Annotated in this window: 21 protein-coding genes; 7 read left to right on the top strand and 14 right to left on the bottom strand. The window is 41.1% G+C overall.

All coding sequences use genetic code 11. The features are described from left to right. Positions 1 to 50: 50 nt before the first annotated feature. The 13 genes from NE257_RS06725 to dnaA form a co-directional block, all read right to left on the bottom strand. Positions 51 to 1,343: an adenylosuccinate synthase gene (locus NE257_RS06725; protein ID WP_251854606.1), complete on the bottom strand. Its 1,293-nt coding sequence runs from the start codon at positions 1,341 to 1,343 to the stop codon at positions 51 to 53. A 219-nt stretch (positions 1,344 to 1,562) separates the two neighbouring features. Next, positions 1,563 to 2,933, bottom strand: coding sequence for a replicative DNA helicase (gene dnaB / locus NE257_RS06720; RefSeq protein WP_251886060.1), 1,371 nt, complete (start codon positions 2,931 to 2,933; stop codon positions 1,563 to 1,565). Positions 2,934 to 2,965: 32 nt separating this feature from the next. Further along, positions 2,966 to 3,421, bottom strand: coding sequence for a 50S ribosomal protein L9 (rplI, locus tag NE257_RS06715; protein ID WP_007207808.1), 456 nt, complete (start codon positions 3,419 to 3,421; stop codon positions 2,966 to 2,968). Positions 3,422 to 3,426: 5 nt separating this feature from the next. Continuing rightward, positions 3,427 to 4,884, bottom strand: coding sequence for a GGDEF domain-containing protein (locus NE257_RS06710; protein WP_251854607.1), 1,458 nt, complete (start codon positions 4,882 to 4,884; stop codon positions 3,427 to 3,429). 203 nt (positions 4,885 to 5,087) lie between these two features. After that, entirely contained in the window at positions 5,088 to 5,324 is a 237-nt protein-coding gene (gene rpsR, locus NE257_RS06705) for a 30S ribosomal protein S18 (protein WP_007207810.1), read from the bottom strand. A gap of 26 nt (positions 5,325 to 5,350) precedes the next feature. Then, the gene (gene ssb, locus NE257_RS06700; protein ID WP_007207811.1) at positions 5,351 to 5,848 is read right to left on the bottom strand and encodes a single-stranded DNA-binding protein; all 498 of its coding nucleotides are present in this window, start codon (positions 5,846 to 5,848) and stop codon (positions 5,351 to 5,353) included. Positions 5,849 to 5,888: 40 nt separating this feature from the next. Continuing rightward, positions 5,889 to 6,188 (bottom strand): 30S ribosomal protein S6, encoded by a 300-nt coding sequence (gene rpsF / locus NE257_RS06695; protein ID WP_007207812.1) that lies wholly within the window; start codon positions 6,186 to 6,188, stop codon positions 5,889 to 5,891. Positions 6,189 to 6,496: 308 nt separating this feature from the next. Continuing rightward, positions 6,497 to 8,968, bottom strand: a complete 2,472-nt coding sequence (gyrA, locus tag NE257_RS06690; protein ID WP_007207813.1) for a DNA gyrase subunit A — start codon at positions 8,966 to 8,968, stop codon at positions 6,497 to 6,499. Between the two features lie 23 nt (positions 8,969 to 8,991). Then, positions 8,992 to 10,941 (bottom strand): DNA topoisomerase (ATP-hydrolyzing) subunit B, encoded by a 1,950-nt coding sequence (gyrB, locus tag NE257_RS06685; RefSeq protein WP_007207814.1) that lies wholly within the window; start codon positions 10,939 to 10,941, stop codon positions 8,992 to 8,994. Continuing rightward, entirely contained in the window at positions 10,938 to 12,059 is a 1,122-nt protein-coding gene (gene recF / locus NE257_RS06680; protein WP_251886059.1) for a DNA replication/repair protein RecF, read from the bottom strand. Before recF ends, gyrB begins: the two co-directional genes overlap by 4 nt. Next, complete coding sequence (gene yaaA / locus NE257_RS06675; RefSeq protein WP_007207816.1) at positions 12,046 to 12,282, bottom strand: S4 domain-containing protein YaaA; 237 nt, start codon at positions 12,280 to 12,282, stop codon at positions 12,046 to 12,048. Before yaaA ends, recF begins: the two co-directional genes overlap by 14 nt. A 218-nt stretch (positions 12,283 to 12,500) precedes the next feature. Further along, positions 12,501 to 13,631, bottom strand: a complete 1,131-nt coding sequence (gene dnaN / locus NE257_RS06670; RefSeq protein ID WP_251886058.1) for a DNA polymerase III subunit beta — start codon at positions 13,629 to 13,631, stop codon at positions 12,501 to 12,503. Positions 13,632 to 13,798: 167 nt separating this feature from the next. Continuing rightward, the gene (gene dnaA / locus NE257_RS06665; protein ID WP_007207818.1) at positions 13,799 to 15,139 is read right to left on the bottom strand and encodes a chromosomal replication initiator protein DnaA; all 1,341 of its coding nucleotides are present in this window, start codon (positions 15,137 to 15,139) and stop codon (positions 13,799 to 13,801) included. Between the two features lie 537 nt (positions 15,140 to 15,676). On the opposite strand from dnaA, the gene rpmH reads away from it, so the two are divergent. From rpmH to NE257_RS06640, 5 genes are all read left to right on the top strand, one after another. Further along, entirely contained in the window at positions 15,677 to 15,811 is a 135-nt protein-coding gene (gene rpmH, locus NE257_RS06660) for a 50S ribosomal protein L34 (protein WP_007207820.1), read from the top strand. Between the two features lie 120 nt (positions 15,812 to 15,931). After that, a complete protein-coding gene (gene rnpA / locus NE257_RS06655) occupies positions 15,932 to 16,270 on the top strand; it encodes a ribonuclease P protein component (protein ID WP_007207821.1) in 339 nt (112 codons plus the stop codon). Positions 16,271 to 16,287: 17 nt separating this feature from the next. Next, the gene (locus NE257_RS06650) at positions 16,288 to 17,121 is read left to right on the top strand and encodes a YidC/Oxa1 family membrane protein insertase (protein WP_040366353.1); all 834 of its coding nucleotides are present in this window, start codon (positions 16,288 to 16,290) and stop codon (positions 17,119 to 17,121) included. Between the two features lie 29 nt (positions 17,122 to 17,150). Beyond that, positions 17,151 to 17,843: an RNA-binding cell elongation regulator Jag/EloR gene (gene jag, locus NE257_RS06645; protein ID WP_251886057.1), complete on the top strand. Its 693-nt coding sequence runs from the start codon at positions 17,151 to 17,153 to the stop codon at positions 17,841 to 17,843. 220 nt (positions 17,844 to 18,063) lie between these two features. Beyond that, entirely contained in the window at positions 18,064 to 18,834 is a 771-nt protein-coding gene (locus tag NE257_RS06640) for a hypothetical protein (protein WP_251886056.1), read from the top strand. A 131-nt stretch (positions 18,835 to 18,965) separates the two neighbouring features. On the opposite strand, the gene NE257_RS06635 is transcribed toward NE257_RS06640, so the two are convergent. Then, positions 18,966 to 19,310, bottom strand: coding sequence for a heavy metal-binding domain-containing protein (locus tag NE257_RS06635; RefSeq protein WP_040366355.1), 345 nt, complete (start codon positions 19,308 to 19,310; stop codon positions 18,966 to 18,968). A gap of 215 nt (positions 19,311 to 19,525) precedes the next feature. Here NE257_RS06635 and mnmE point away from each other — a divergent pair, with 215 nt between their 5' ends. Continuing rightward, complete coding sequence (gene mnmE / locus NE257_RS06630) at positions 19,526 to 20,923, top strand: tRNA uridine-5-carboxymethylaminomethyl(34) synthesis GTPase MnmE (protein WP_251870152.1); 1,398 nt, start codon at positions 19,526 to 19,528, stop codon at positions 20,921 to 20,923. Positions 20,924 to 20,942: 19 nt separating this feature from the next. Next, positions 20,943 to 22,838, top strand: a complete 1,896-nt coding sequence (gene mnmG, locus NE257_RS06625; RefSeq protein ID WP_251886055.1) for a tRNA uridine-5-carboxymethylaminomethyl(34) synthesis enzyme MnmG — start codon at positions 20,943 to 20,945, stop codon at positions 22,836 to 22,838. Positions 22,839 to 22,906: the final 68 nt, after the last annotated feature.

Genomic DNA, 22,906 nt, shown 5'->3' with positions numbered 1-22,906 from the left:
GAAAAGCCAAAAGTTTAAGAATCGACTTCCGGATTTTCTAGTCTTTATGCTTATATTTGCGACCAAACGCTTTCTAAAATATTCGTTTGCGTCCGATCTGGTCCAACAGAGAACGTCGAAATGCGTACACCAACTAATTCCGATACGCGACGGACATAGTTGCGCGCATTTTCCGGTAAGTCAGCTAATGTCTTACAACTTGTAATATCTTCTGACCAACCAGCTAATTCTTCATAGACTGGCTTGCAGCGTTGCAATTCTTTCAAGCTTGCTGGGTAATGGTAAATTAATTGACCATCTAGCTCATACGCTGTACAAATTTTCACTGTTTCTAACCCACTTAAGACGTCGATTGAATTCAGTGATAAATTAGTAATACCTGACACGCGACGAGAGTGACGCATAACAACGGAATCAAACCAACCAACTCTACGTGGGCGGCCAGTTGTCGTGCCATATTCACGGCCGACTTCACGAATCTGACTACCAATTTCATCAAATAACTCAGTAGGGAAGGGACCATCGCCGACACGTGAAGTGTAAGCTTTACAAACACCTACCACTTTGTTAATTTTTGAAGGACCTACACCGCTACCGATTGTTACACCACCGGCTACAGGATTAGAAGAAGTCACAAATGGATACGTTCCTTGGTCAATATCCAGCATAACGCCTTGAGCACCTTCAAATAAAACTCGTTTTCCTTCATCGAGAGCATCATTTAAAATCACCGAAGTATCGGTTACATATTTTTTAATTTGTTGGCCGTATTCGTAGTATTCTTCAAAAATATTTTCGAATGCTAAAGCTTCAGAATCAAACATACGCTCAAATTGCCGATTTTTATCTTCTAAATTCGCACGTAGGCGTTCTTCAAAGATTTCCTTGTCTAATAAGTCAGCAATCCGAATACCTACACGTGCAGCTTTGTCCATGTAAGCTGGGCCGATTCCTTTATTAGTCGTACCGATTTTATTGACGCCTTTTGCCTCTTCTTGCAATTGATCTAATTTTATATGATAAGGTAAAATCACATGTGCGCGATCAGAAATTCGTAAATTGTCAGTGTCGACATGATGTTCTGCTAAATAAGCAAGCTCTTTCACTAGCGATTTAGGATTGACTACGACCCCATTACCAATGACACTAATTTTTTCTTTGTAAAAAATACCAGAAGGAATCAGATGCAATTTATACGTCACGCCATCAAATTTAATGGTATGTCCTGCATTGTCCCCACCTTGATAACGAGCAATCACTTCTGCATTTTCGCTAAGAAAATCCGTAATCTTCCCTTTTCCTTCGTCGCCCCATTGCGTTCCAACTACTACTACTGATGACATATGAATACCTCTTTCTTTGTTTGTTGTATTCCCAAAACATTGTAGCAATTTTTTGTATAAAATTCAAGCAATAATCGAATGTTGAAGCATATGCATTGCAAAAATACACCAAAATACGAACATTAATGGGTTGGTACCTAATTGTTCTCTTATCAGCTAGAATTTAGGTAAAAAAGAAGGGAGCGTGAAAAACTCTCACACTCCCCTATGGATACACACTTACGCAAACTCTTCCCTTAATGATAGTGAGGAGAATTTGTTGTACTCTTTTATAAAAAGTAGCTCAACGGTACCTCGTGCGCCACTTCTATTTTTTTCAATGATTACTTCTACTTTGTTGTTCACTTCTTTTTCTTCGTGATCTTCATCTTGATCGCCTTCGCGTTCATAGTAATCCTCACGATATAAGAAAGCCACAATATCCGCATCTTGTTCAATTGACCCTGATTCACGGATGTCACTTAAAACAGGTCGCTTGTCTTGTCTTTGCTCAACTCCCCGAGAAAGCTGCGATAAAGCAATCACTGGGACTTTTAGTTCTTTCGCTAATTTCTTTAGCTGTCTTGAAATTTCCGATACTTCTTGTTGACGGCTTTCACGACCAGTCCCTTCAATTAGTTGCAAATAATCAATTAGAATGAGTCCTAAATTGCCTTTTTCTTGTGCCAATTTACGACAACGGGCACGAATCTCAGAAATTTTAATCCCTGGCGTATCATCAATGTAAATATTGGCACGCGATAAGCTTCCCATAGCGACGATCAGCGAGCGCCATTCTTCATCAGTCAATTGACCTGTCCGCAGATTCCCTGCTTGAATCGAACCTTCTGCACAGAGCATCCGATTGACCAGCGACTCTGCCCCCATTTCAAGACTAAAGATTGCCACTGATTGGTCGGTCTTAGTCCCAATATTTTGCGCAATGTTTAGGGCGAAAGCTGTCTTCCCAACAGCAGGTCTGGCCGCTATGATAATCAGCTCTTCTTGATGCAAGCCAGCTGTCATTTTATCCAACGCTTGATACCCTGTCGGTAACCCTGTGATTGCTTCACCTTGTTGTGCCAGCTGATCAATATTTTCAATTGCTGTATTTAAGACATCGGCAATCGACTTAAAGCCTGAACTGTTGCGTTTTTCCGTTACTTCCAAAATACTACGTTCTGCATCATCGACGATTGATTGAACATCCTCGCCTTGTTCAAATCCCTTGGTTACGATTTGATTGGCTGTGTGAATCAAATTACGCAACACAGCTTTGTCATCGACAATCTTCGCATAATAACTAATACTTGCTGCTGAAGGTGACGCTTGACTTAGCTCTGTTAAGTACAAGATGCCACCGATATCTTCCAATGACTGTATACTTTCTAGTTCTGCTTTCAACGTAATGACATCAATCGCTTCGTTACGATCGTTTAATTGGATCATTGCTTGAAAAATAATTTGATGCGCACGGCGATAAAAGGCTCTTGGTTCAAGAATCTCCATGGCATCAATGATGGTGTCATTATCTAAAAAAATCGCACCTAAAACAGCTTGTTCTGCCTCAATATCTTGTGGCGGAATGCGATCTTGCCCAACTTCATTCATCCGTTACGCTCCTATGCTTCTTTTACTCTAGACTATTTACCTTCTTCAATATGAACCCGGATAGAAGCAGTCAATTCAGGATGCAACTTCACTGGGATATCTGTATAGCCCAAGCTTCTAATTGGTTGTTTCAAATCAACTTTTCGCTTGTCAACTTTGATGCTGTATTGTTTTTCAAGTGCATCGGTAATTTGTTTTGATGGAATCGAGCCAAATAGACGACCATCTTGGCCTGCTTTGGCCTTTAGTGTTACGACTGTTTTTTCATCTTCTAAGACTTTTTTTAATTCTTTTGCTTCGGCTAGAATTTCTTCTTCGTGTTTCGCTTGAGCTTTTTGTTTCCCAGCTAACGCAGAAATACTTTCTTTTGTTGCTTCTTTTGCCAAATTATTTTTAAGAAGGTAGTTTTGGGCATATCCTGTGGGTACTTCCTTAACGTCACCTTTTTTCCCTTTACCTTTTACATCTGCTAAAAAAATTACTTTCATTTTGGTCACTCCTTGGTACGTTCTAGTTTATCTAATTCTTGAAATAGCTCTTGCTGGACTTCATCTAAGGTTTTCCCTTTGATTTGAGTAGCAGCATTGGTGAAATGGCCCCCTCCGCCTAGTGCCTCCATGATGGTCTGGACATTGATGGTCCCCGAGCTTCTAGCACTAATGCCAATCACATCACCTGCTTGTTTGGTAATCACAAATGACGCATGAATGCCATTTAATGACAGTAGGGTATCGGCTGTTTTGGCGACTGTCACACCGTCGTATACTTCTCGTTCATCTGCTACGGATACTACGATATCTTTTCGGTAATAATCACTTCGGGCGACAAGGCGACTAATCGATAAATACGAATCCAAATCAGAACTCAAAAGGTACTGGACTAATGCAATATCAGCCCCCTGTGTTTTTAAGAAACTAGCCATATCAAATGTTTTCCCCGTCGTACGGACAGCAAAGCTCTTCGTATCCACGTAGATTCCAGCCAACAATAACGTCGGTACAAATTTAGGCAATCGTATTTTACGATTGGTTTGAAATTGAATAAATTCCGATACTAATTCGGACGCTGAGGAAGCTGACGTTTCAATATACGTTAAGAGTGGCTTATTGGGAAATTCATCTCCCCGTCGATGGTGATCGATGATAATAATTTTTTCAAAGGCATCATAGACCGTTTGCGAGATTGACAGTGATGGCTTATGGTAATCTACCATCACCAAGACACTACGATGATCAATTTTTTGCAGCGCTTCTTTTTCAGTTATGACCATCTCAGATAATTCTGTATATTTATCCAATTCGTTCAAACAGCGCGTCATATCAGGATTGACTTCTTCCCGATTGAGCAAGACATACGCTTCTCGATTGGCCAATTTAGCTAAGCCAGCAATTCCAAAAGCTGCCCCCACAGCATCCATATCAGGGAAACGATGGCCCATAATAAATACTTTTTGATTTTCTAAGAAGATCTTCTTTAGCGCCAAACTCATAGCTCGAGAACGTGTTCTTGTACGTCGTATGGTCCCATCCGTATTGCCCCCGAAAAATTGGGGCTTAGCATTTGGATCAGTGTCTTTGACGACCACTTGATCACCACCACGAGCCTGTGCCAAGTCAAGATTATTTTGCGCAATCTCGCCGATCTTCTCGATCTCAGCATCGCCATATGCAATGCCCATGCTCAATGTCAACACGAGCTCACTATTGATCTCAGCTTCTTTGACTTGCTTCAAGAGCACAAACTGATGCTCTTTCATCCGGTCAACATCAGCTTCTTTTGCAACAAAAAAGTATCGTTCAGAGTTGATGCGCTTATAAAAAATATGGTTATCGTTTGCCCAATCTGATATCATCGTCGTGATTAATGTATTCAACGCTGAAACATATTTATCATCCATTCGATCAATGATGTCATCATAATTATCTAATGAGATAATCCCTATCGCTGTCATAATCCTACTCCTCATATTTTACCAATTAGTCCCCTAATTCTAATAGCCATTGACTACTTGTTCGCTTAGTTTGCGAAACTCATACTCTATTCTACCATAAAGTTGACTACACTCCTAGCTGGTACTATGTTTCACATGAAACATCCATACCGCATGAGTGCATGAAAAAAAGAACCTCACAAAGTGAGATTCTTTCGGGCTGATTATTCTTCAGTAGCAAATGGTAATAGACCCATGATACGTGCGCGTTTGATTGCAATCGTTAATTTACGTTGGTTTTTAGCGCCAGTACCTGTTACACGACGTGGTAAAATTTTGCCACGTTCAGAAATGAATCTTTTTAATAATTCGATATCTTTGTAATCAACATGTTCAATGTGATTTGCTGCTAAATAATCTACTTTACGACGTTTACGTCCGCCTCTTCTTTGTTGTGCCATCCTATTTCCCTCCTATCAAAAATTTTCTAGAATGGTAAGTCATCGTCTGAAATGTCAATTGATGAACTTCCGAATGGATCAGAAGTATCGCGATCAAAATTAGGCATTCCGTTTGATGGTTGAGATGTTTGAGTTTGATTATTGTTAAATGTTGTCGATTGATTCCCACTAAAGCCAGTGTCTGTCCCGCGACGCTCTGAAGCATTACGAGATTCTAACAATTGAAAGTTTTCTGCCACAACTTCTGTCACATATACTTTTTGACCTTGTTGATTTTCGTAGTTTCTAGTCTGAATTCTACCAGTCACCCCTAGAAGCGTACCTTTGCGAGCATAGTTCGCTAACGTTTCTGCTGGTTTGCGCCAAATCACACAGTTGATGAAATCTGCTTCTCTTTCACCGCTTTGATTCGTAAAATTACGATTGACAGCTAAAGAAAAAGTTGCTACAGCGGCACCATTTGCAGTATAACGTAATTCTGGGTCTCTTGTTAATCTTCCAACTAATACAACGTTGTTAATCAAGATTCATCATCTCCTCATCGTTTTGTTTCACGTGAAACAATTATTTTTCTTCTTTCACAATCATGTGGCGAACGATATCGTCATTGATTTTAGCAAGACGATCAAATTCGCTAACAGCGCTTGCTGATGATGGAGAAGAAACTTTAACGATGTGGTAGATACCTTCACGGAATCCGTTCATTTCGTACGCTAGACGGCGTTTTTCCCAATCCTTTGATTCGATAACTTCTGCTCCGTTATCTTTCAAGATTGAATCGAAACGTTCGATTAAAGCTGATTTTGCTTCTTCATCAATGTTTGGACGAATAATGTATAAAATTTCATAGTTCGTATTGTTCATTGATTTTTCACCTCCCTATGGACTTTGGCTCTTAATTCTCTAAGAGCAGAGAGAGTTGTCTTTAGACTACTCACAAACACAAATTATACAGAATTTGCTGTGAAAACGCAAGAAATTTCTTTTCGCTCGGTTTCTTCTCTTCTCACTATATAGTTACGTATGAAGAACGAGGCTAAGACAAAAATAATTTTATCCTGCTAAATTCCAAGAAACCGATGAAATAGCATGCGTGACAACAAAAAGCCATAAAATCCAAAAGTTTAAAAATGACTTCTGAATTTTATGGTCTTTTTGCTTGCAGCTTTTATTTACTCAGTTGGTTGATTGGTGGATTCTTCTGCTTCGATTTCTTCTGGTTCGACAGTCGCCATGGTAACAACTTTCGCCTCGTTTTCCATTTTCATCAATCGAACGCCCAGTGTGGCACGTCCGGTTTGTGAGACTGTGGCTACATTGAAGCGGATAATCACCCCTTTATCGGTGATGACTAAAATATCTTCTTCACCAGAAACCGTCGTTAAACCAGCGAGTGGTCCATTTTTAGGCGTAATATTGGCGGTCTTGATTCCTTTCCCACCACGGCCTTTCACAGGGTATTCTGAGCTAGCTGTCCGTTTTCCGTACCCATTTTCGGTGATGACCAATACTTCGCTCTCAGGCGTCAATATGGCCGTCCCAACGACATAGTCCCCTTCGCGTAATCGGATCCCTCTAACACCTGCTGCAGCACGTCCCATATCACGAACGACACTTTCAGCAAAGGTAACGGAATACCCACCATGAGTACCAATAATGATTGTGTCGCTTCCCTTTGTTTGTAGCACATTAACCAATTCGTCTTGCTCTTTTAAGCCAATAGCGATCAAGCCATTGCTGCGAATATTTGAGAATGCTTGCACATCAGTCCGCTTAACCACACCCAGCTTGGTCGTAAAGAAGAGGTACTGCTCGGCTGCTTCATGATTTTTCACCGCAATAATCGCCTGTATACGCTCAGATGAATCAATTCCTAATAAATTAATGACAGGAATTCCTTTTGCTGTCCGGCCATATTCTGGAATTTCATATCCTTTTGCTTTGTAGACTTTGCCGGCATTCGTAAAGAACAAGAGCGTATCGTGTGTGGAACAGGATACTAGCGTTTTGACAAAATCTTCATCGTGTACGCCCATTCCTTGGACACCGCGTCCACCCCGTCTTTGCGCACGAAACTCTGTGTTTGCGACGCGCTTGATGTAACCATTGTTGGTGAGTGTAATGACGATTTCTTCTTCTTCAATCAAGTCTTCATCTTCTAATGACAAGACTTCACCTACGAGTAATTCGGTGCGACGAGCATCGCCAAATCGTTTTCCTAAATCGAGTAATTCCTCTTTAATGATTTGTACAACACGTTCTGGACGAGCCAGAATATCTGTTAAATCAGCAATGAATGCCAACAACTCTTGGTATTCATTTTCGATTTTTTCGCGTTCCAATCCTGTCAAACGACGAAGACGCATGTCTAAAATGGCTTGCGCTTGACGATCAGAAAAGTCAAAGCGTTCGATTAACGTTGCTTTTGCCAAGTCATCACTTTTTGATCCTCGGATAATGGCAATGATTTCATCGATATGGTCTAATGCAATCCGCAGACCTTCTAAAATATGCGCACGTGCTTCTGCTTTTTTCTTATCGAAAATCGTACGACGGGTAATCACTTCTTTTTGATGCTCGATATAATTTTCTAAAATGCGTTTTAGGCTTAAAATTTTCGGAACGCCTTTTTCAATAGCTAGCATGTTAAAGCCAAAGGACGATTGCAAGGCGGTCATCTTGTAAATATTGTTCAAAATAACGGATGCACTCACATCGCGACGGACTTCAATCACGATACGCATGCCTTTGCGACTGGATTCATCGCGCAAAGCAGTAATTCCTTCAATCCGCTTGTCACGGTGTAATTCAGAGATGCGTTCGATTAACTTTGCTTTGTTCACCATGTATGGTAATTCGGTGATTAAAATGCGTTCTTTGCCATTGCTCATCTCATCGATTTCAACACGTCCACGAACGATGATGGAGCCTTTTCCGGTCTCATACGCCCGACGGATACCTGATTTCCCCATCACAATCCCACCAGTTGGGAAGTCTGGTCCAGGTAAGACCTCCATCAGTTCACTTGTTGTGACGTCTGGATTATCCATTAATAAATCGATAGCGGCGATTACTTCATTTAGATTATGAGGTGGAATATTGGTCGCCATCCCAACTGCAATCCCAGTTGTTCCATTAACCAATAAGTTAGGGAAACGGGCTGGCAAGACGGCTGGTTCGCGCTCAGTATCATCGTAGTTGCTTTGAAAATCAACGGTGTCTTTGTTGATGTCGCGCAGCATTTCGACTGCTAATTTACTCATACGAGCTTCGGTATACCGCATCGCTGCCGCTCCATCACCATCGACAGAACCAAAGTTTCCATGACCGTCGACAAGCATATAACGATAGCTAAACGGCTGTGCCATCCGAACCATCGACTCATAAATGGCACTATCACCGTGAGGATGGTATTTCCCCATTACATCGCCGACAATTCTGGCCGATTTTTTATGAGGTTTATCTGGTGTCACGCCTAATTCATTCATTCCGTATAAGATACGACGGTGAACAGGTTTTAGACCATCTCTGACATCTGGAAGGGCCCTAGCAACAATGACACTCATAGCATAATCAATAAAGGACTCTTTCATTTCACTGGTCAAATTGACACTGTGAATATTTTGTTTCGCTTCTTCACTCAACTACATTTCCTCCTTTATGACTGTTAGATATCTAAATTCTTCACGTAATGTGCATTCTCTTCGATAAATGCTCGGCGTGGCTCTACACGGTCTCCCATTAACATCTCAAATACTTGATCGGCTTCAATGGCATCATCGACACTTACTTGTAACATCATGCGATTTTCAGGGTCCATCGTGGTCTCCCAAAGTTGATGGTCATCCATTTCTCCAAGACCTTTGTAGCGCTGTACGTTGGGTTTTGGTGAAGCTGGTAGGGAAGAGACAATTTGTTTTAGCTCATCTTCTGCTTGCTTACCTGGTTGCACATAGGTGATATTTTTTCCTTGTTTGACCCCATACAATGGTGGTTGGGCAATATAAACATAGCCAGCCTCTACGATTGGGCGCATGTATCGATAAAATAGCGTTAGGAGTAACGTCCGAATATGCGCTCCATCCACATCCGCATCGGTCATAATAACTAATTTATGGTAGCGTGCTTTTGATACATCAAAATCCGCCCCAAATCCCGTTCCCATTGCTGTAAATAGTGAACGAATTTCTTCGTTGGCTAAAATTTTGTCCATGCTTGCTTTTTCGACGTTCAAAATTTTCCCACGAATAGGCAAAATGGCTTGAAATTCACGGTCACGTCCTTGTTTAGCTGATCCACCGGCTGAATCTCCTTCGACGATAAACAACTCACACTTATCCGCCTCACGACTCGAACAATCGGCTAGTTTACCAGGTAAACTACTAATTTCTAATGCCCCTTTGCGGCGTGTCACTTCTCGCGCCCGTTTGGCAGCCAAGCGAGCTTTTGAGGCCAATAGACCTTTTTCAACAATTTGGCGACCAACAGTCGGATTTTCCATCAAAAATTTCGCAAAGTGCTCTGAAAATAAGCGGTCTGTTACGGTACGCACTTCTGAATTACCTAATTTGGTTTTGGTTTGTCCTTCAAACTGTGGATCTGGATGCTTAATAGAAATGACCGCCGTCAATCCTTCACGCACATCTTCCCCTGAAAGATTTTCATCGGATTCTCTCATAAGTTTTTGCTTCCGGGCATAATCATTGATGACACGCGTTAACGCTGTTTTAAAGCCTGATTCATGCGTTCCACCTTCGTATGTATGGATATTATTGGCAAAGCTCAATAAATTCGTGTGGTAGCCATCTGTGTATTGCATGGATACTTCAACACTAATATCTTGTTGGTTGCCTTCTAGATAAATTGGCTCTGGGAAAAGAACTGTTTTCGTTGCATTTAAATGCTCGACATAACTTTTAATCCCGCCTTCAAAGTGGAATGCTCGAACTTCGGCTTCCTCTTTGCGCTTGTCTTCAATCGAAATATGTAGTCCACGATTTAAAAAGGCCAATTCACGAACCCGTGTTGCTAATTTTTCAAATTCAAAAGTCGTCGTTTCGCGGAAAATTTCAGGATCTGGTACAAAGTGAACTTCTGTCCCATGACGGTCAGTCTCACCAATAATCGTCAGATCAGATACGACAGCACCACGATGGTACTCTTGGAAATAGACTTTGCCTTCTTTGAATACTTTGACATCCAATGTCGTCGATAAGGCATTGACCACTGATGAACCCACACCATGTAGTCCACCAGATACTTTATATCCGCCACCGCCGAATTTTCCCCCAGCATGCAGTACGGTAAAGACCGTTTCGACAGCTGGACGACCAGTTTTCGCTTGAATATCGACTGGAATTCCACGACCATCATCTGTAACGGTAATACTATTGTCTTTTTCAACAACCACTTCGATTTTTGTGGCAAATCCTGCTAACGCTTCATCGATAGAATTGTCAACGATTTCCCAAACTAAGTGATGTAGACCTTCTGAACTAGTCGATCCGATATACATTCCCGGACGTTTTCGAACGGCCTCTAATCCTTCTAACACCTGAATTTGACTGGCATCATATTCTTTGGCGCGCTCGACTAAGCTTTTTTCCTCTTCAGTCATTCCGTCTTCTCTCCTTCTAATTTTCCTTGATTCACATAATAAATCGCCGGCTGCACGGTCATTTTATCGCGTACATGTTCAAGCGTTGTTGTCGTTAAAAAGGTTTGTACTTTGCCTTCAATTGCCTCTAGCAAATGCACTTGTCTTGAATCATCTAGCTCACTCATGACATCATCCAATAATAAAATCGGGTATTCGCCTGTTTCAGCTTTCATCAGATCAATTTCTGCTAATTTCACACTCAAAGCAGTCGTTCGTTGTTGCCCTTGAGAGCCATATGTCTGGACATTTTTGCCATTGATGAAAAAAACCAATTCATCTCGATGAGGGCCGATGAGCGTCATTTGCCGAAACAATTCTTTGGCACGAATCGCTGCAAATGCTTGGCTGTATGCCGCTTCGATGTCAGCCAAATTCGCCTCTTCAAATGTCACTGTCGCATCATAGTGCAACGTTAACGTTTCTTTTTCTTGGCTAATGAGCTGATGCAATTGATTGGCCCAATATTCCAACTTCTTAACGAAATTGATGCGTGTCCACAAAATTTTGCTACCAAACGTCACCAATTGCTCCGTCAAAATATCTAAATAAAGCGGATCTGTTTGTTTTTTTTCAGCTAATTGTTTTAAATACTGGTTACGCTGCTTCAATACTTGTTGATACTGGACCAAATTGTATAAATATACAGAATCAATCTGACCAATCTCCATATCAAGAAATTTTCGTCTTAATTGCGGCGTGCCTTTTACTAAAGACAAGTCTTCTGGCGCAAATAAAATAACATTCAATTGACCGATATAGCTGCTTAATTTTTTTTGTTCGATATGATTCACTTTGGTTTTGCGGCCTTTTTTACTTAAGCCTAATTCAAGTGGAATGGTTTGTTGCTTTTTTTCCACAACACCTGCTAAATAAGCCTCCGCGCAATCCCATTCAATTAATTCTTGCTCGTTGGTTGTCCGATGACTGCGTGTCATCGCCAAAACATAAATACTTTCAAGTAGATTGGTCTTTCCTTGCGCATTTTCGCCCAAAAAAATAATCAAATCTTTCGCAAATGGTAACTGCAACTCGTCGTAATTACGAAAATGTCGCAACGTTAAACTATTCAGCCGCATCGCTCGCCTGCTTTGCTATGAAATACGTCCCATAAGAAGGAATCTCGATCATCATACCACTGTATAACTTACGGCCACGACGATTTTCTAGTTCACCATCGACGAATACACTATTTTCTGCCAAAAACCATTTTGCTTGCCCACCACTACTAATAATGGAGGCCTCTTTTAGCATTTGTCCCAAAGTCATGTACTCTGATGTCAAAAAGATTTTCTCTTTCATTTTTTCCCTCTATTCTTCGTTAGACATATGTTCTTATTATACCCTTAAAATAGCGAGAAAACAAATTTTGATGGATATTTTTCGCTATACGCTTCGATAGACATTTTTGATAGATTTTAATAAAAACAAAAAACAGGGCTTAAACGTTCATTTAGGCCCTGTTTTTGTTTTTTCACTTGTTTTGTTCATTTTCACTTAGAATTTCAATTTTTTGAAAATTAGTTTGTCCGAACCGGGGTAATTAATTGAATGAACGATGCTTGTCCTTCAGTTGGTTCAAGCGTAAAGGGACGAATCGCTGAGATAAACTTAATTGCAATGGTCGTATCGCCAAATGCGCGTAAGGCGGCTTTCATGTAGTCCGGATTAAACGAAATGTCTAATGGATCGCCACTTACTTTGTCGTAACTCAACGACTCTTCGACTTTTCCGACTTCCGGTGAATTCCCATACAAAATAACATCTTGATCTGTAATTGATAATTTAACAATGTTGTTTCGGCCTTCATGAGATAACAAAGACGCACGCTCGATAGCCGCTAATAAAGCTGGTACTGAAAATTCAATTTCGGTATTAAAACTTGTCGGAATCAAGCGATTGGTATCAGGATAGGTCCCTTCTAGTAGACGTGAATAAAATTTCATTGTCTCTGTTTCAAACAACACTTGGTTTTCCATAATGCTAATGTCGATTTGTTCATCTGTTTCCGCTAATGATCGTGACAATTCCGTCAAACTTTTCCCTGGAATGACGATGTCTATTTGATCAGATTGGCTTTCTAGTGGGATGGTTCGTTGACTCAAACGGTGAGAGTCTGTCGCCACTGCTACGAGTTGATTATTTTTCAAGGTTATGTGGACACCAGTCAAGATAGGGCGGCTTTCATGTTGCGATACGGCAAAGACAGTTTCGCTAATTAGCTGATTCAAAACTTCGACAGGAATGGTTAGCTGCTGGTTGGTTTCGACAACTGGTAAATGTGGATAGTTATCCGCATCTAGACCATTGACGGTAAAGCTAGCTTTGCCAGAAGTAATAAGCACTTGATTGTTTTCAATTACTTCAAGCGTAAAGGTTTCTTCTGGTAAACGGCGGACAATTTCGCCAAAAAAGCGTGCTTGTAAGACGATTGCTCCTGTTTGCTCAATTTGCATGTTGGCTTTTTCATTGGTGGCACTTAAAAAAGTTTCAATGGAAATATCTGCATTGCTCCCAGTTAAAGTTAAGCCTTGATGACTCAATTGAATTTTGACACCCGTTAAGATGGGAATGGTAGTTTTACTAGAAATCGCACGTTGTACGGTTTGTAATTCTTGAATGAACGTTCCTCGATGCAAGGTTACTTTCATAGTGTTGGACAACTCCTTTTAATTAATGGTAAATAAAAAATAGTCGTAGTAATAGGCTTGTTTATTCTGTGGATAATTAGGATAAAAGTCAATATTGTCAAGTTTTCCACTTGTGTATAACTTGTGGAAAACTTCCTAGTTTTTTTGGGATAACTATCCACAGCGAATTAGCCAAGTATGATTTGTTTGATCTCAGCAACTTCATTTTGAAGAATTGCATCACTTTGGAGTAAATGCTGAATCTTTTCATGCGCATGAATAACAGTCGTGTGGTCTTTCCCACCAAATTCTGCCCCAATCTTAGGCAAAGAATTGTCTGTCAACTCGCGTGAAAGAAACATGGCAATCTGTCTTGGAACAACAATACTTTTTACCCGTTTTTTTCCTTTTAAGTCCTTTAGTGGAATATGGTAGTACTTTGCGACCTCTTCTTGGATGTGCAAAATAGATACTTGGTTTAAATGATGGGTCGACTTTAAGGCTTTTAAAGCTTCTGCTGCAAGACTTGTTGTTATATCGACGTTTCTCATGGCAGCAAAGGCCTGTACACGGACAAGTGCCCCTTCTAATTCACGGATATTGGAATCAATTTGACCAGCAATGTAGCTAAGCGTGTCATCAGGAATTTCCAAATTTTCGGCTTCTGCTTTTTTTCGTAAAATGGCCGTCCGTGTTTCTAAATCTGGTGGTGTAATATCGACAGACAAGCCCCAAGCAAAACGAGAGACCAGCCGTTCAGGCAAGGTCGGAATTTCATTGGGTAGTCGATCACTAGTCAAAACGATTTGTTTGTTGTTTAGGTAAAGTTCTTCAAAAGTATTGAAAAATTCTTCTTGCGTGCCCTCTTTGTTCACCAAAAATTGAATATCATCGACTAGTAATAAGTCGACAGTGCGGTATTCATTACGAAATTCTTCCATTTCCTTCCGTTTAATAGAATTAATGAAATCATTTGTAAAATTTTCGCTACTGACATATTTAATCCGTGCATTGGGGCGTTTTTGGAGCATTTGATGCCCAATCGCGTGCATCAAATGGGTTTTCCCTAGACCGACGCCACCATAGAAAAATAGTGGATTGTAAATAGATCCTGGATCTTCGGCTACTACGAGTGCAGCAGCATGTGCCATTTGGTTCCCTTTCCCAATGACAAACGTATCAAATGTGTATTTTGGATTCAGCATGGCTTTTGATGGCACTTCTTCGGCTTGTTCAGGCTGAACAGCTTGAGGTTCTTTCTTTTTTTGATAAACGTCGGCTTCTTCTGGTGTCATGAATGTCGGAAATAATTCTTCACCATTTAATAGATAGCCCGTTTCTAAAATTTGACCGGCTAAATTTTTTTCCCAGTAATTTTTATGTAATTCGCTAGGAACTTCGATAATTAGTTGGTTATCTTGAAAAGAAAGAGGCTTGGCGGTGTCGACCCAAGTGTTGTAACTGACAAAATTCATCTCTTTTTTGTAACGTTCTTGTAGCTCTTTCCAAATGGTATCAAGAGATGGCATAGTCGTTCCTCCCAATTCTAAAAAATTTCTAAAGCATAGATAGTATTAATGTAGCATGGATAGGAAAAGTTTTCCACAGAATAAGATAAGAAAATAAAAAAAACACAAATTTTTCCACACTGTGAAAAAATAAAAAGAAAAAAGTAAACAGGTGTGAAATAAGTTTTCCACAAGTATGAAACAGTCTGTGGATAATGAATTATTTTTTTGAGTTATGCACAGATGTTCGTGGAAAAGAAAGATGGTTATACAAGAGTTTACCCAATTCTATCCACAGGAAAAAACTAGCGTGTGGATATCTTTTACAAGCTAGTGAATTTGTGTAAAAGTACCCCCAAAAGTCTTCGCAAGTATGTTAGGTGAAAGACAATCGTCCACAAGGCAATTGACACGATTTTTTCGTATTGTGGATAAAAATGTCTTATTTGAACGAGTTGTTGTTCATTTTTTTATTGACAAAATTGACGGAAAGTCGTTATAATATCAAGGTATGTCTGTACATAGAGATAACGGGAAATTTTTTTGGAGGTGAATTGAATGAAAAGAACGTATCAACCAAATAAAAGAAAACATCAAAAAGTTCATGGTTTCCGTAAACGCATGAGCACAAAAAACGGACGTCGCGTCTTAGCTAGTCGTCGTCGTAAAGGCAGAAAGGTTATTTCTGCATAAGCCACTGAGCCTCAGTGGTTTTTTTTATGCCTTTTTTTAGGATAAACAGGTGAAGAGTCAGCCAGTAATATGGTATGATTGGCAAGTGAGTATATAAGAAAAGGAATGAATAAACACAGGATGAGAAAGGCATATCGCGTCAAAAAAGAACTCGATTTTCAACGAGTGTACCAAACCAAAAATTCATATGCGAATCGTAAGTTTATTGTGTACGTATTGGCAAAACCGGAGCAAAAACATTTTCGTGTAGGAATATCGGTAGGCAAAAAAGTAGGCAATGCCGTCCATCGCAATGCGGTCAAACGCAAAATTCGGGCTAGTATTCAAGCAATGCAAGCAGAGATTGTCGCCCAACAAGACTTTATCGTGATTGCTCGTCCAGGTGTCTCAGACCTTTCTTCTCAAGAAGTGTACTCGAACTTAAAACATGTCTTCGCACTTGCGGGAATTACTAACTAAAGAGAGGAATGTGTTTCGTGAAAAAAAGGAAGCGTCTACTTATGACCGGAAGCTTTGCGGTTTTAGCATTGCTTTTATCCGCATGCGGAACGAGTCAAGTAACGGCTCAGAGTACTGGAATCTGGGATCGTTACATTGTGTATTATTTTGCGGAGGCGATCAAAGGACTGTCATTTGGTAATGCAGGGATTGGGATTATTTTATTTACAATCATCATTCGCGTGATTTTGCTCCCATTGATGCATTTTCAAACAAAGAGCATGCGCAAAACGCAAGACTTGCAACCACAATTAAAAAAATTGCAAGCACAGTATTCTTCAAGAGATACGCAAACGCAACAAAAATTGCGAGAAGAAACACAAAAACTGTACGCAGAAAATAATGTAAATCCTTATATCGGCTGCCTGCCATTACTTGTGCAAATGCCAATTTTAATGGCATTGTGGCAAGCTATTTCACGCGTACCAGCATTAACAGAAGGCCATTTTTTATGGTTACAACTAGGTCTAAAAGATCCCTATTACATTTTGCCAATCTTGGCGGCGCTGTTTACGTTTGCTAGTACATATTTATCAAGCATGAGCCAAGTGGAATCAAATGCGAGCATGAAGATTATGACTTTTGTTATGCCATTGATGATTTTATTTATGGGGGTTAACTTAGCGAGTGGATTGTCACTGTACTGGGTTATCTCTAACGGCTTCCAAGTGATTCAAACACTACTAATCAATAATCCATTTGTGATCCGTAAAGAGCGTGAAGAGGCAGCTTTATTAGCCAAAGAAAAAGAACGAGCTTTGAAAAAAGCGAAAAACCAAGCATTAAACAGTAAGAAAAAACGAAAAAAATAAGAGCATTGAGGTAGAAAGGAGTTTTGACTATGCCAATTTATGAAGGAGCAACGGTTGAAGATGCCATTCGCCAGGGGTTATCCGATTTGGCTTTGACAGCTGAGCAAGTGACGATAACAACAGTAGCAGAAGGCAAAAAAGGTTTCTTAGGATTAGGGAAAAAAGTTGCTCGAGTCCAAATAGAGCCGCGCGTGGAGCCAGTTGCTACGATAGAGCCAATACCAGTTTCCATTAAAGAACCAGAAGAAAAACCAAAAGCTGCATCAGATGAAGAGACATTGACACAGCTAGCCTTATATCTCACTGCGATTACTAACGCACTAAACGCACCCGCAACGGTAACGTATACCCGCGAGCAAGATCAAGTGGTTGTCCACTTAGAGACGGAAAAACAAGGCATGTTGATTGGCAAGCACGGGAAGATATTGAATGCTTTACAATATTTGGCACAAGTCTTTGTTCATCGACTGGAAAAAAACCGGCTGTCGGTTGTTTTAAATGTCGGTGACTACCGTGAAAAGCGACAATTGATTTTGGAACGATTGGCACAAAAAACGGCCGATAAAGTCAAAAAAACAGGCCAACCAGTCTTTCTTGAACCAATGCCTGCCTTTGAGCGTAAGCAAATTCATGCGGCCTTAAGCAAAAATAAATTGATACAAACCCATTCAGAAGGCGATGAACCGTATCGTTACCTTGTCGTAGAACCAGTCAAAAAATAAGAGGCAAGACAGAATTGCTCAGCTACAAGCAAAAAACCAGAACATCCGAAAGTTGTTTCTCAAACTTTTGGATGTTCTGGCTTTTTGTCGTAGTAGCTAATTCTGTCTTGCCGTTTTATTTAGATGTAGCTGAGCAATTCTGTCTTGCCTCTTTTTTATAAGCACATTCATTTAGAAAGAGAAACGAACTTGTTATACTAATTCAAAAAGGAGGAACACAATGAACGCAACCTTTACATGGAATGAAACAGAATGTATCGGAGTATTGCCTGGAGGATACGGCACGGTGACCTTTTTACATAGCTTACCTGACCAACAGGTGCCAACAGGAGCGATTGCTTTGTTTATCAAGCAAGGGCAATTGGTCGCTATCTCTGACCAAAGCATAGAAAACTATGATCGGGTGCTACTGCTACAGCCTACGTGGGAAATGGAGCAAGCTTATTTTTTGCGCTATCTACAAAACTATAGCCAAGAGCAGCAGTGGCTACCACAGACTGAGATGCAGTCCGTGCCAGATCAATTTGAGAAAATCATCGCCCCATACGTCAAAGAAATACTCCTACTGTTGCACTGGTCGGGGTATAACTTTCAAGAACAAGCCAAAGCGCCTGCCAAAAAAGGTGGCAAAGCGGCACATAGATGGTCAAAAGCGGTCAGTACCATCCCGTTTTATACAGAATACGACGGAACCAAAGCGACCGTTTACTGGCAAAAACGGAATGAATTGGTCATTAAAAAAGGGGCAATCATGCGACAAGAGACACCCTTGAATAAAGATGGTTCAGTTGGTTTTGCGGCAAAGTTTGCTTTGACGTTGCGTCAGGAACAAGCGGATAAATACGATACAAACTTTGTCACGAAAGAAGATGTTGTCTTAAAAAGTGTCAATGAAGTCGGCCATTTTCTATACTTTGCCGGAACCAACAGTTGGTTACAGCTAAAAGATTCAGATGGAAAGACCATTGACGAGTGGACAGTAGTGAAATAAACCAATGAGACCGAAGTATCAAGCAGACCAGAAAACCTAGAAGTTTTGTCAAACGGTTGGATTTTCTGGTCTGCTTGATACTTTTGTCTCACCGTTTGCTACAAGTGCACAAAAGCCTATCACACTCGCTTTTAGCCGCCAATCGTGGATTGAACAAATTGAACTACGGTACCATATGCAAAAATCTCTAAAAATGTTGAACCATCTGGATGCACTAAATGCTCGTGTTCAAAATGACAGTGAATCACTGCATTGGCGCCATAAGCATCTGCTTTTTCGCGCAAACGATGTGAAATATCCGCCAATAAATCATTTGGATCGACTCGTGGATCAAATAGATCAACTTCCAGTTTTTCTGAAGCAAATACAATGTCTCGCACAATGTAGGGGCGATCGATGTTTCCAGTGGAAAGAATAATCTCGCGAATACGACGACGTTCTTCTTCTGTCTGATTGTCTTTACGAAATAAGCTCATAGTATCAGCACCTTTCAGTTTTTTTAAGTGTACCGTGTTTTTAAGATTCGTGCAAAGGACAGTGAAAAAGAAGCAACGAAACTTGTCAGTCATTAAAAAATATGCTACCCTATGACCAGAATAACGCGAACAAGCAGTCAAAGTGCAACGTTCACCTAAATGATAGGTGGAGTGGGCACTTTTTTTGTGCGATAAAATGAAAAGGAGCGAGGAAAGTGGCTGAAATTACGAAAGAATTTGATACGATTGCAGCAATTTCGACACCACCTGGCGAAGGAGCCATTAGCATTGTGCGTTTAAGTGGTGATCAAGCAATCGCCATCGCAGCAAACGTCTTTCAGGCAGGAACCAAACAACTAGCGGCTGTACCTAGCCATACGATCCATTACGGACATATTATAGATCCAAAGACAGAGCAGCTCGTCGATGAGGTGATGGTGTCTGTCATGCGTGCACCAAAAACCTTCACGAGAGAAGATGTCGTCGAAATCAATTGTCATGGCGGCATTGTCGTGGTCAATCAATTATTACAATTGCTATTACGCCAAGGTGCACGATTAGCAGAGCCGGGCGAGTTTACCAAGCGCGCATTCTTAAACGGACGGGTAGACTTGTCGCAAGCAGAAGCCGTGATGGACTTGATTCGCGCCAAGACAGACAAAGCGATGAATTTAGCCTTAAATCAATTGGATGGAAGACTATCAAACTTGATTCGTGCTTTGCGTCAGGAAATTTTAGAAACATTGGCTCAAGTGGAGGTTAATATCGATTATCCTGAATACGATGATGTAGAAGCGTTGACAAGCCAGCTATTGGTCGAAAAGGCGCACCACGTACAAGCGCAAATCCAAGCATTGCTACAAACAGCTAAACAAGGGAAAATTTTACGAGAAGGCTTAAATACGACAATTATTGGCCGGCCCAATGTTGGCAAGTCGAGCTTGTTGAACCATTTGTTACGCGAAGAGAAAGCCATCGTCACAGACGTGGCTGGTACGACGCGTGACGTGATTGAAGAATACGTCAATGTTCGCGGCGTACCACTGAAATTAGTTGATACAGCAGGTATCCGTGAAACCGAAGACATCGTCGAGCGGATTGGTGTCCAACGGAGTCGTCAAGCATTAGCGAAAGCCGATTTGATTTTGCTAGTACTGAATCAAAGTGAGCCCCTATTGGAGGAAGATCGTCAGTTACTGCAAGCGACCGATGCTACCAAGCGGATTGTTTTACTGAACAAAACGGACTTACCGAGCCAATTGGATCGATCGGCATTGGCTTCTCTCGTCGGCGATGCACCTGTCTTTGAAGTCTCAGTCTTAGAGAATGCCGGCCTTGATAAATTAGAACAAGCGATTGCTGATTTATTCTTTGGTGGTCAAACGACAGACAAAGATGCGTCGTATGTTTCAAATACGCGCCACATTGCTTTATTAGAGCATGCCTCTCAGGCGCTCTCTGACGTCATCTCAGGCATTGAAGCAGGTATGCCGGTAGATTTGGTCCAGATAGATATGACACGCTGCTGGGACGATCTAGGAGAGATTGTCGGCGATAGTGTCCAAGATGAACTGATTACCCAATTATTTAGTCAATTTTGCTTAGGAAAATAAAAAAAGGAGTAACGAAGCGATGCAAGAATATCAAGGAGAATCATTTGACGTCATAGTAGTCGGCGCTGGCCATGCCGGTTCAGAAGCTGCCCTTGCTGCTAGTCGAATGGGAAACAAAACATTGTTGTTAACAATCAATTTAGACATGGTCGGATTTATGCCGTGTAATCCATCTGTCGGCGGTCCGGCTAAAGGAGTCGTTGTACGTGAAATTGATGCACTCGGTGGCGAAATGGGGCGCAACATCGATAAGACCTATATCCAAATGCGGATGCTTAATACTGGGAAAGGCCCAGCAGTACGCGCATTAAGAGCACAAGCAGACAAGCATGCGTATTCAGCTGAAATGAAGCATACCATCGAACAAGAACCAAATTTGACCTTACGTCAAGGTCTAGTTGAACGCCTGATTGTCGAAGATCACGTCTGTAAAGGAGTTATTACCGCTACCGGTGCACGCTATGCAGCCAAAGCCGTCGTCATTACTGCAGGCACAGCGCTACGAGGGGAAATTATTATTGGTGAGCTGAAATATTCTTCTGGTCCCAATAATTCTCAACCATCTATCGGTTTGGCAGATCATTTGAAAGAACTTGGGCTAGAAATTGCCCGCTTTAAAACAGGGACACCACCACGCGTAAAAGGCAGCACGATTGATTATAGCGTGACTGAAATTCAGCCTGGTGACGATGAACCCAATCATTTCAGTTTTGGCACCCCAGATAGTGCTTACAAGCTTGAACAAGAACCATGTTGGTTGACGTATACGAATGAAAAAACCCATGAAATTATCCACAAGAATCTACACCGTGCGCCCATGTTTACGGGGATTGTGGAGGGTGTTGGAGCCAGATATTGTCCATCGATTGAAGACAAAATTGTGCGCTTTTCAGACAAGCCACGCCATCAGCTTTTCTTAGAACCAGAAGGCTTGCATACGGAAGAAGTGTACGTTCAAGGCTTATCAACTTCATTGCCAGAAGATGTGCAAGTGGCAATGCTTCGCTCGATCGCAGGCTTAGAAGAAGTCGAAATGATGCGTACAGGCTATGCGATTGAGTATGACGTTGTTGTCCCTCACCAATTGCGCCCGACGCTAGAAACGAAGCCAATCGCTAACCTCTTCACTGCTGGCCAAACGAATGGAACAAGTGGGTACGAAGAAGCAGCAGGACAAGGAATTATTGCCGGTATTAATGCTGGCTTGAAGGTCCAAGGAAAAGAGCCATTGATTGTCAAACGCAGCGATGGGTATATCGGTGTGATGATTGATGATTTAGTAACAAAGGGAACAAATGAACCGTATCGTTTATTGACCTCACGTGCGGAATATCGGTTGTTGTTGCGTCATGACAATGCAGACTTGCGCTTAACAGAGATGGGTCATCAAATAGGACTGGTCAAAGAAGAGCAATACCAAGCCTTCTTAGACAAGAAAAAGCATGTAGAAGCTGAACTTAAACGCCTAAGAAACGAACGGTTGAAACCTACCCAAGAAGTACAAGCGATGCTAAGCCAACGCGGATCAGCCGAATTAAAAGATGGCATTTTGGCTGCTGATTTACTAAAACGTCCTGAACTAATGTACCAAGACATCGTACAATTTTTACCAGATACGCCTTCATTGACGAAAAAAGAAATCGAACAAGTCGAAATTCAATTGAAATACGAAGGCTATATTAATAAAGCACTCGAAAAAGTAGAAAAATTAAAACGCATGGAAGCCAAACGAATCCCAGAAAAAATTGATTACAGTGCAATCAATGGTCTCGCAACAGAAGCCAAACAAAAATTGCAAAAAATCCAACCAGAAACATTGGCTCAAGCTAGCCGCATTAGCGGTGTAAACCCAGCAGACATGAGCATTCTAATGGTCTACATCGAACAAGGGAAGATTGCAAAAGTCGAAGCTTAAAGGATTGATATTAAAGGATTAAGGGGGAAAAAGGTATCCTCATAATATCCTCTAACCCCGTTTTTGAC

This window comes from Enterococcus italicus, from assembly GCF_023743875.1.
In the GTDB taxonomy this organism is placed as follows: Bacteria; Bacillota; Bacilli; order Lactobacillales; family Enterococcaceae; genus Enterococcus_G; species Enterococcus_G italicus.
This window is presented reverse-complemented; position numbering and strand designations above follow the sequence as displayed.

Excerpts from the sequence above, each read along its gene's own strand:
- dnaN (WP_251886058.1), bottom strand. The coding sequence starts at position 13,631 with ATGAAAGTAACCTTGCATCGAGGAACGTTCATTCAAGAATTACAAACC.
- rplI (WP_007207808.1), bottom strand. The coding sequence starts at position 3,421 with ATGAAAGTAATTTTTTTAGCAGATGTAAAAGGTAAAGGGAAAAAAGGT.
- yaaA (WP_007207816.1), bottom strand. The coding sequence starts at position 12,282 with ATGAAAGAGAAAATCTTTTTGACATCAGAGTACATGACTTTGGGACAA.
- jag (WP_251886057.1), top strand. The coding sequence starts at position 17,151 with ATGCCAATTTATGAAGGAGCAACGGTTGAAGATGCCATTCGCCAGGGG.
- rnpA (WP_007207821.1), top strand. The coding sequence starts at position 15,932 with ATGAGAAAGGCATATCGCGTCAAAAAAGAACTCGATTTTCAACGAGTG.
- gyrB (WP_007207814.1), bottom strand. The coding sequence starts at position 10,941 with ATGACTGAAGAGGAAAAAAGCTTAGTCGAGCGCGCCAAAGAATATGAT.
- mnmG (WP_251886055.1), top strand. The coding sequence starts at position 20,943 with ATGCAAGAATATCAAGGAGAATCATTTGACGTCATAGTAGTCGGCGCT.
- rpsR (WP_007207810.1), bottom strand. The coding sequence starts at position 5,324 with ATGGCACAACAAAGAAGAGGCGGACGTAAACGTCGTAAAGTAGATTAT.
- rpmH (WP_007207820.1), top strand. The coding sequence starts at position 15,677 with ATGAAAAGAACGTATCAACCAAATAAAAGAAAACATCAAAAAGTTCAT.
- dnaA (WP_007207818.1), bottom strand. The coding sequence starts at position 15,139 with ATGCCATCTCTTGATACCATTTGGAAAGAGCTACAAGAACGTTACAAA.
- NE257_RS06710 (WP_251854607.1), bottom strand. The coding sequence starts at position 4,884 with ATGACAGCGATAGGGATTATCTCATTAGATAATTATGATGACATCATT.
- NE257_RS06640 (WP_251886056.1), top strand. The coding sequence starts at position 18,064 with ATGAACGCAACCTTTACATGGAATGAAACAGAATGTATCGGAGTATTG.
- recF (WP_251886059.1), bottom strand. The coding sequence starts at position 12,059 with ATGCGGCTGAATAGTTTAACGTTGCGACATTTTCGTAATTACGACGAG.
- NE257_RS06635 (WP_040366355.1), bottom strand. The coding sequence starts at position 19,310 with ATGAGCTTATTTCGTAAAGACAATCAGACAGAAGAAGAACGTCGTCGT.
- dnaB (WP_251886060.1), bottom strand. The coding sequence starts at position 2,933 with ATGAATGAAGTTGGGCAAGATCGCATTCCGCCACAAGATATTGAGGCA.
- rpsF (WP_007207812.1), bottom strand. The coding sequence starts at position 6,188 with ATGAACAATACGAACTATGAAATTTTATACATTATTCGTCCAAACATT.
- NE257_RS06725 (WP_251854606.1), bottom strand. The coding sequence starts at position 1,343 with ATGTCATCAGTAGTAGTAGTTGGAACGCAATGGGGCGACGAAGGAAAA.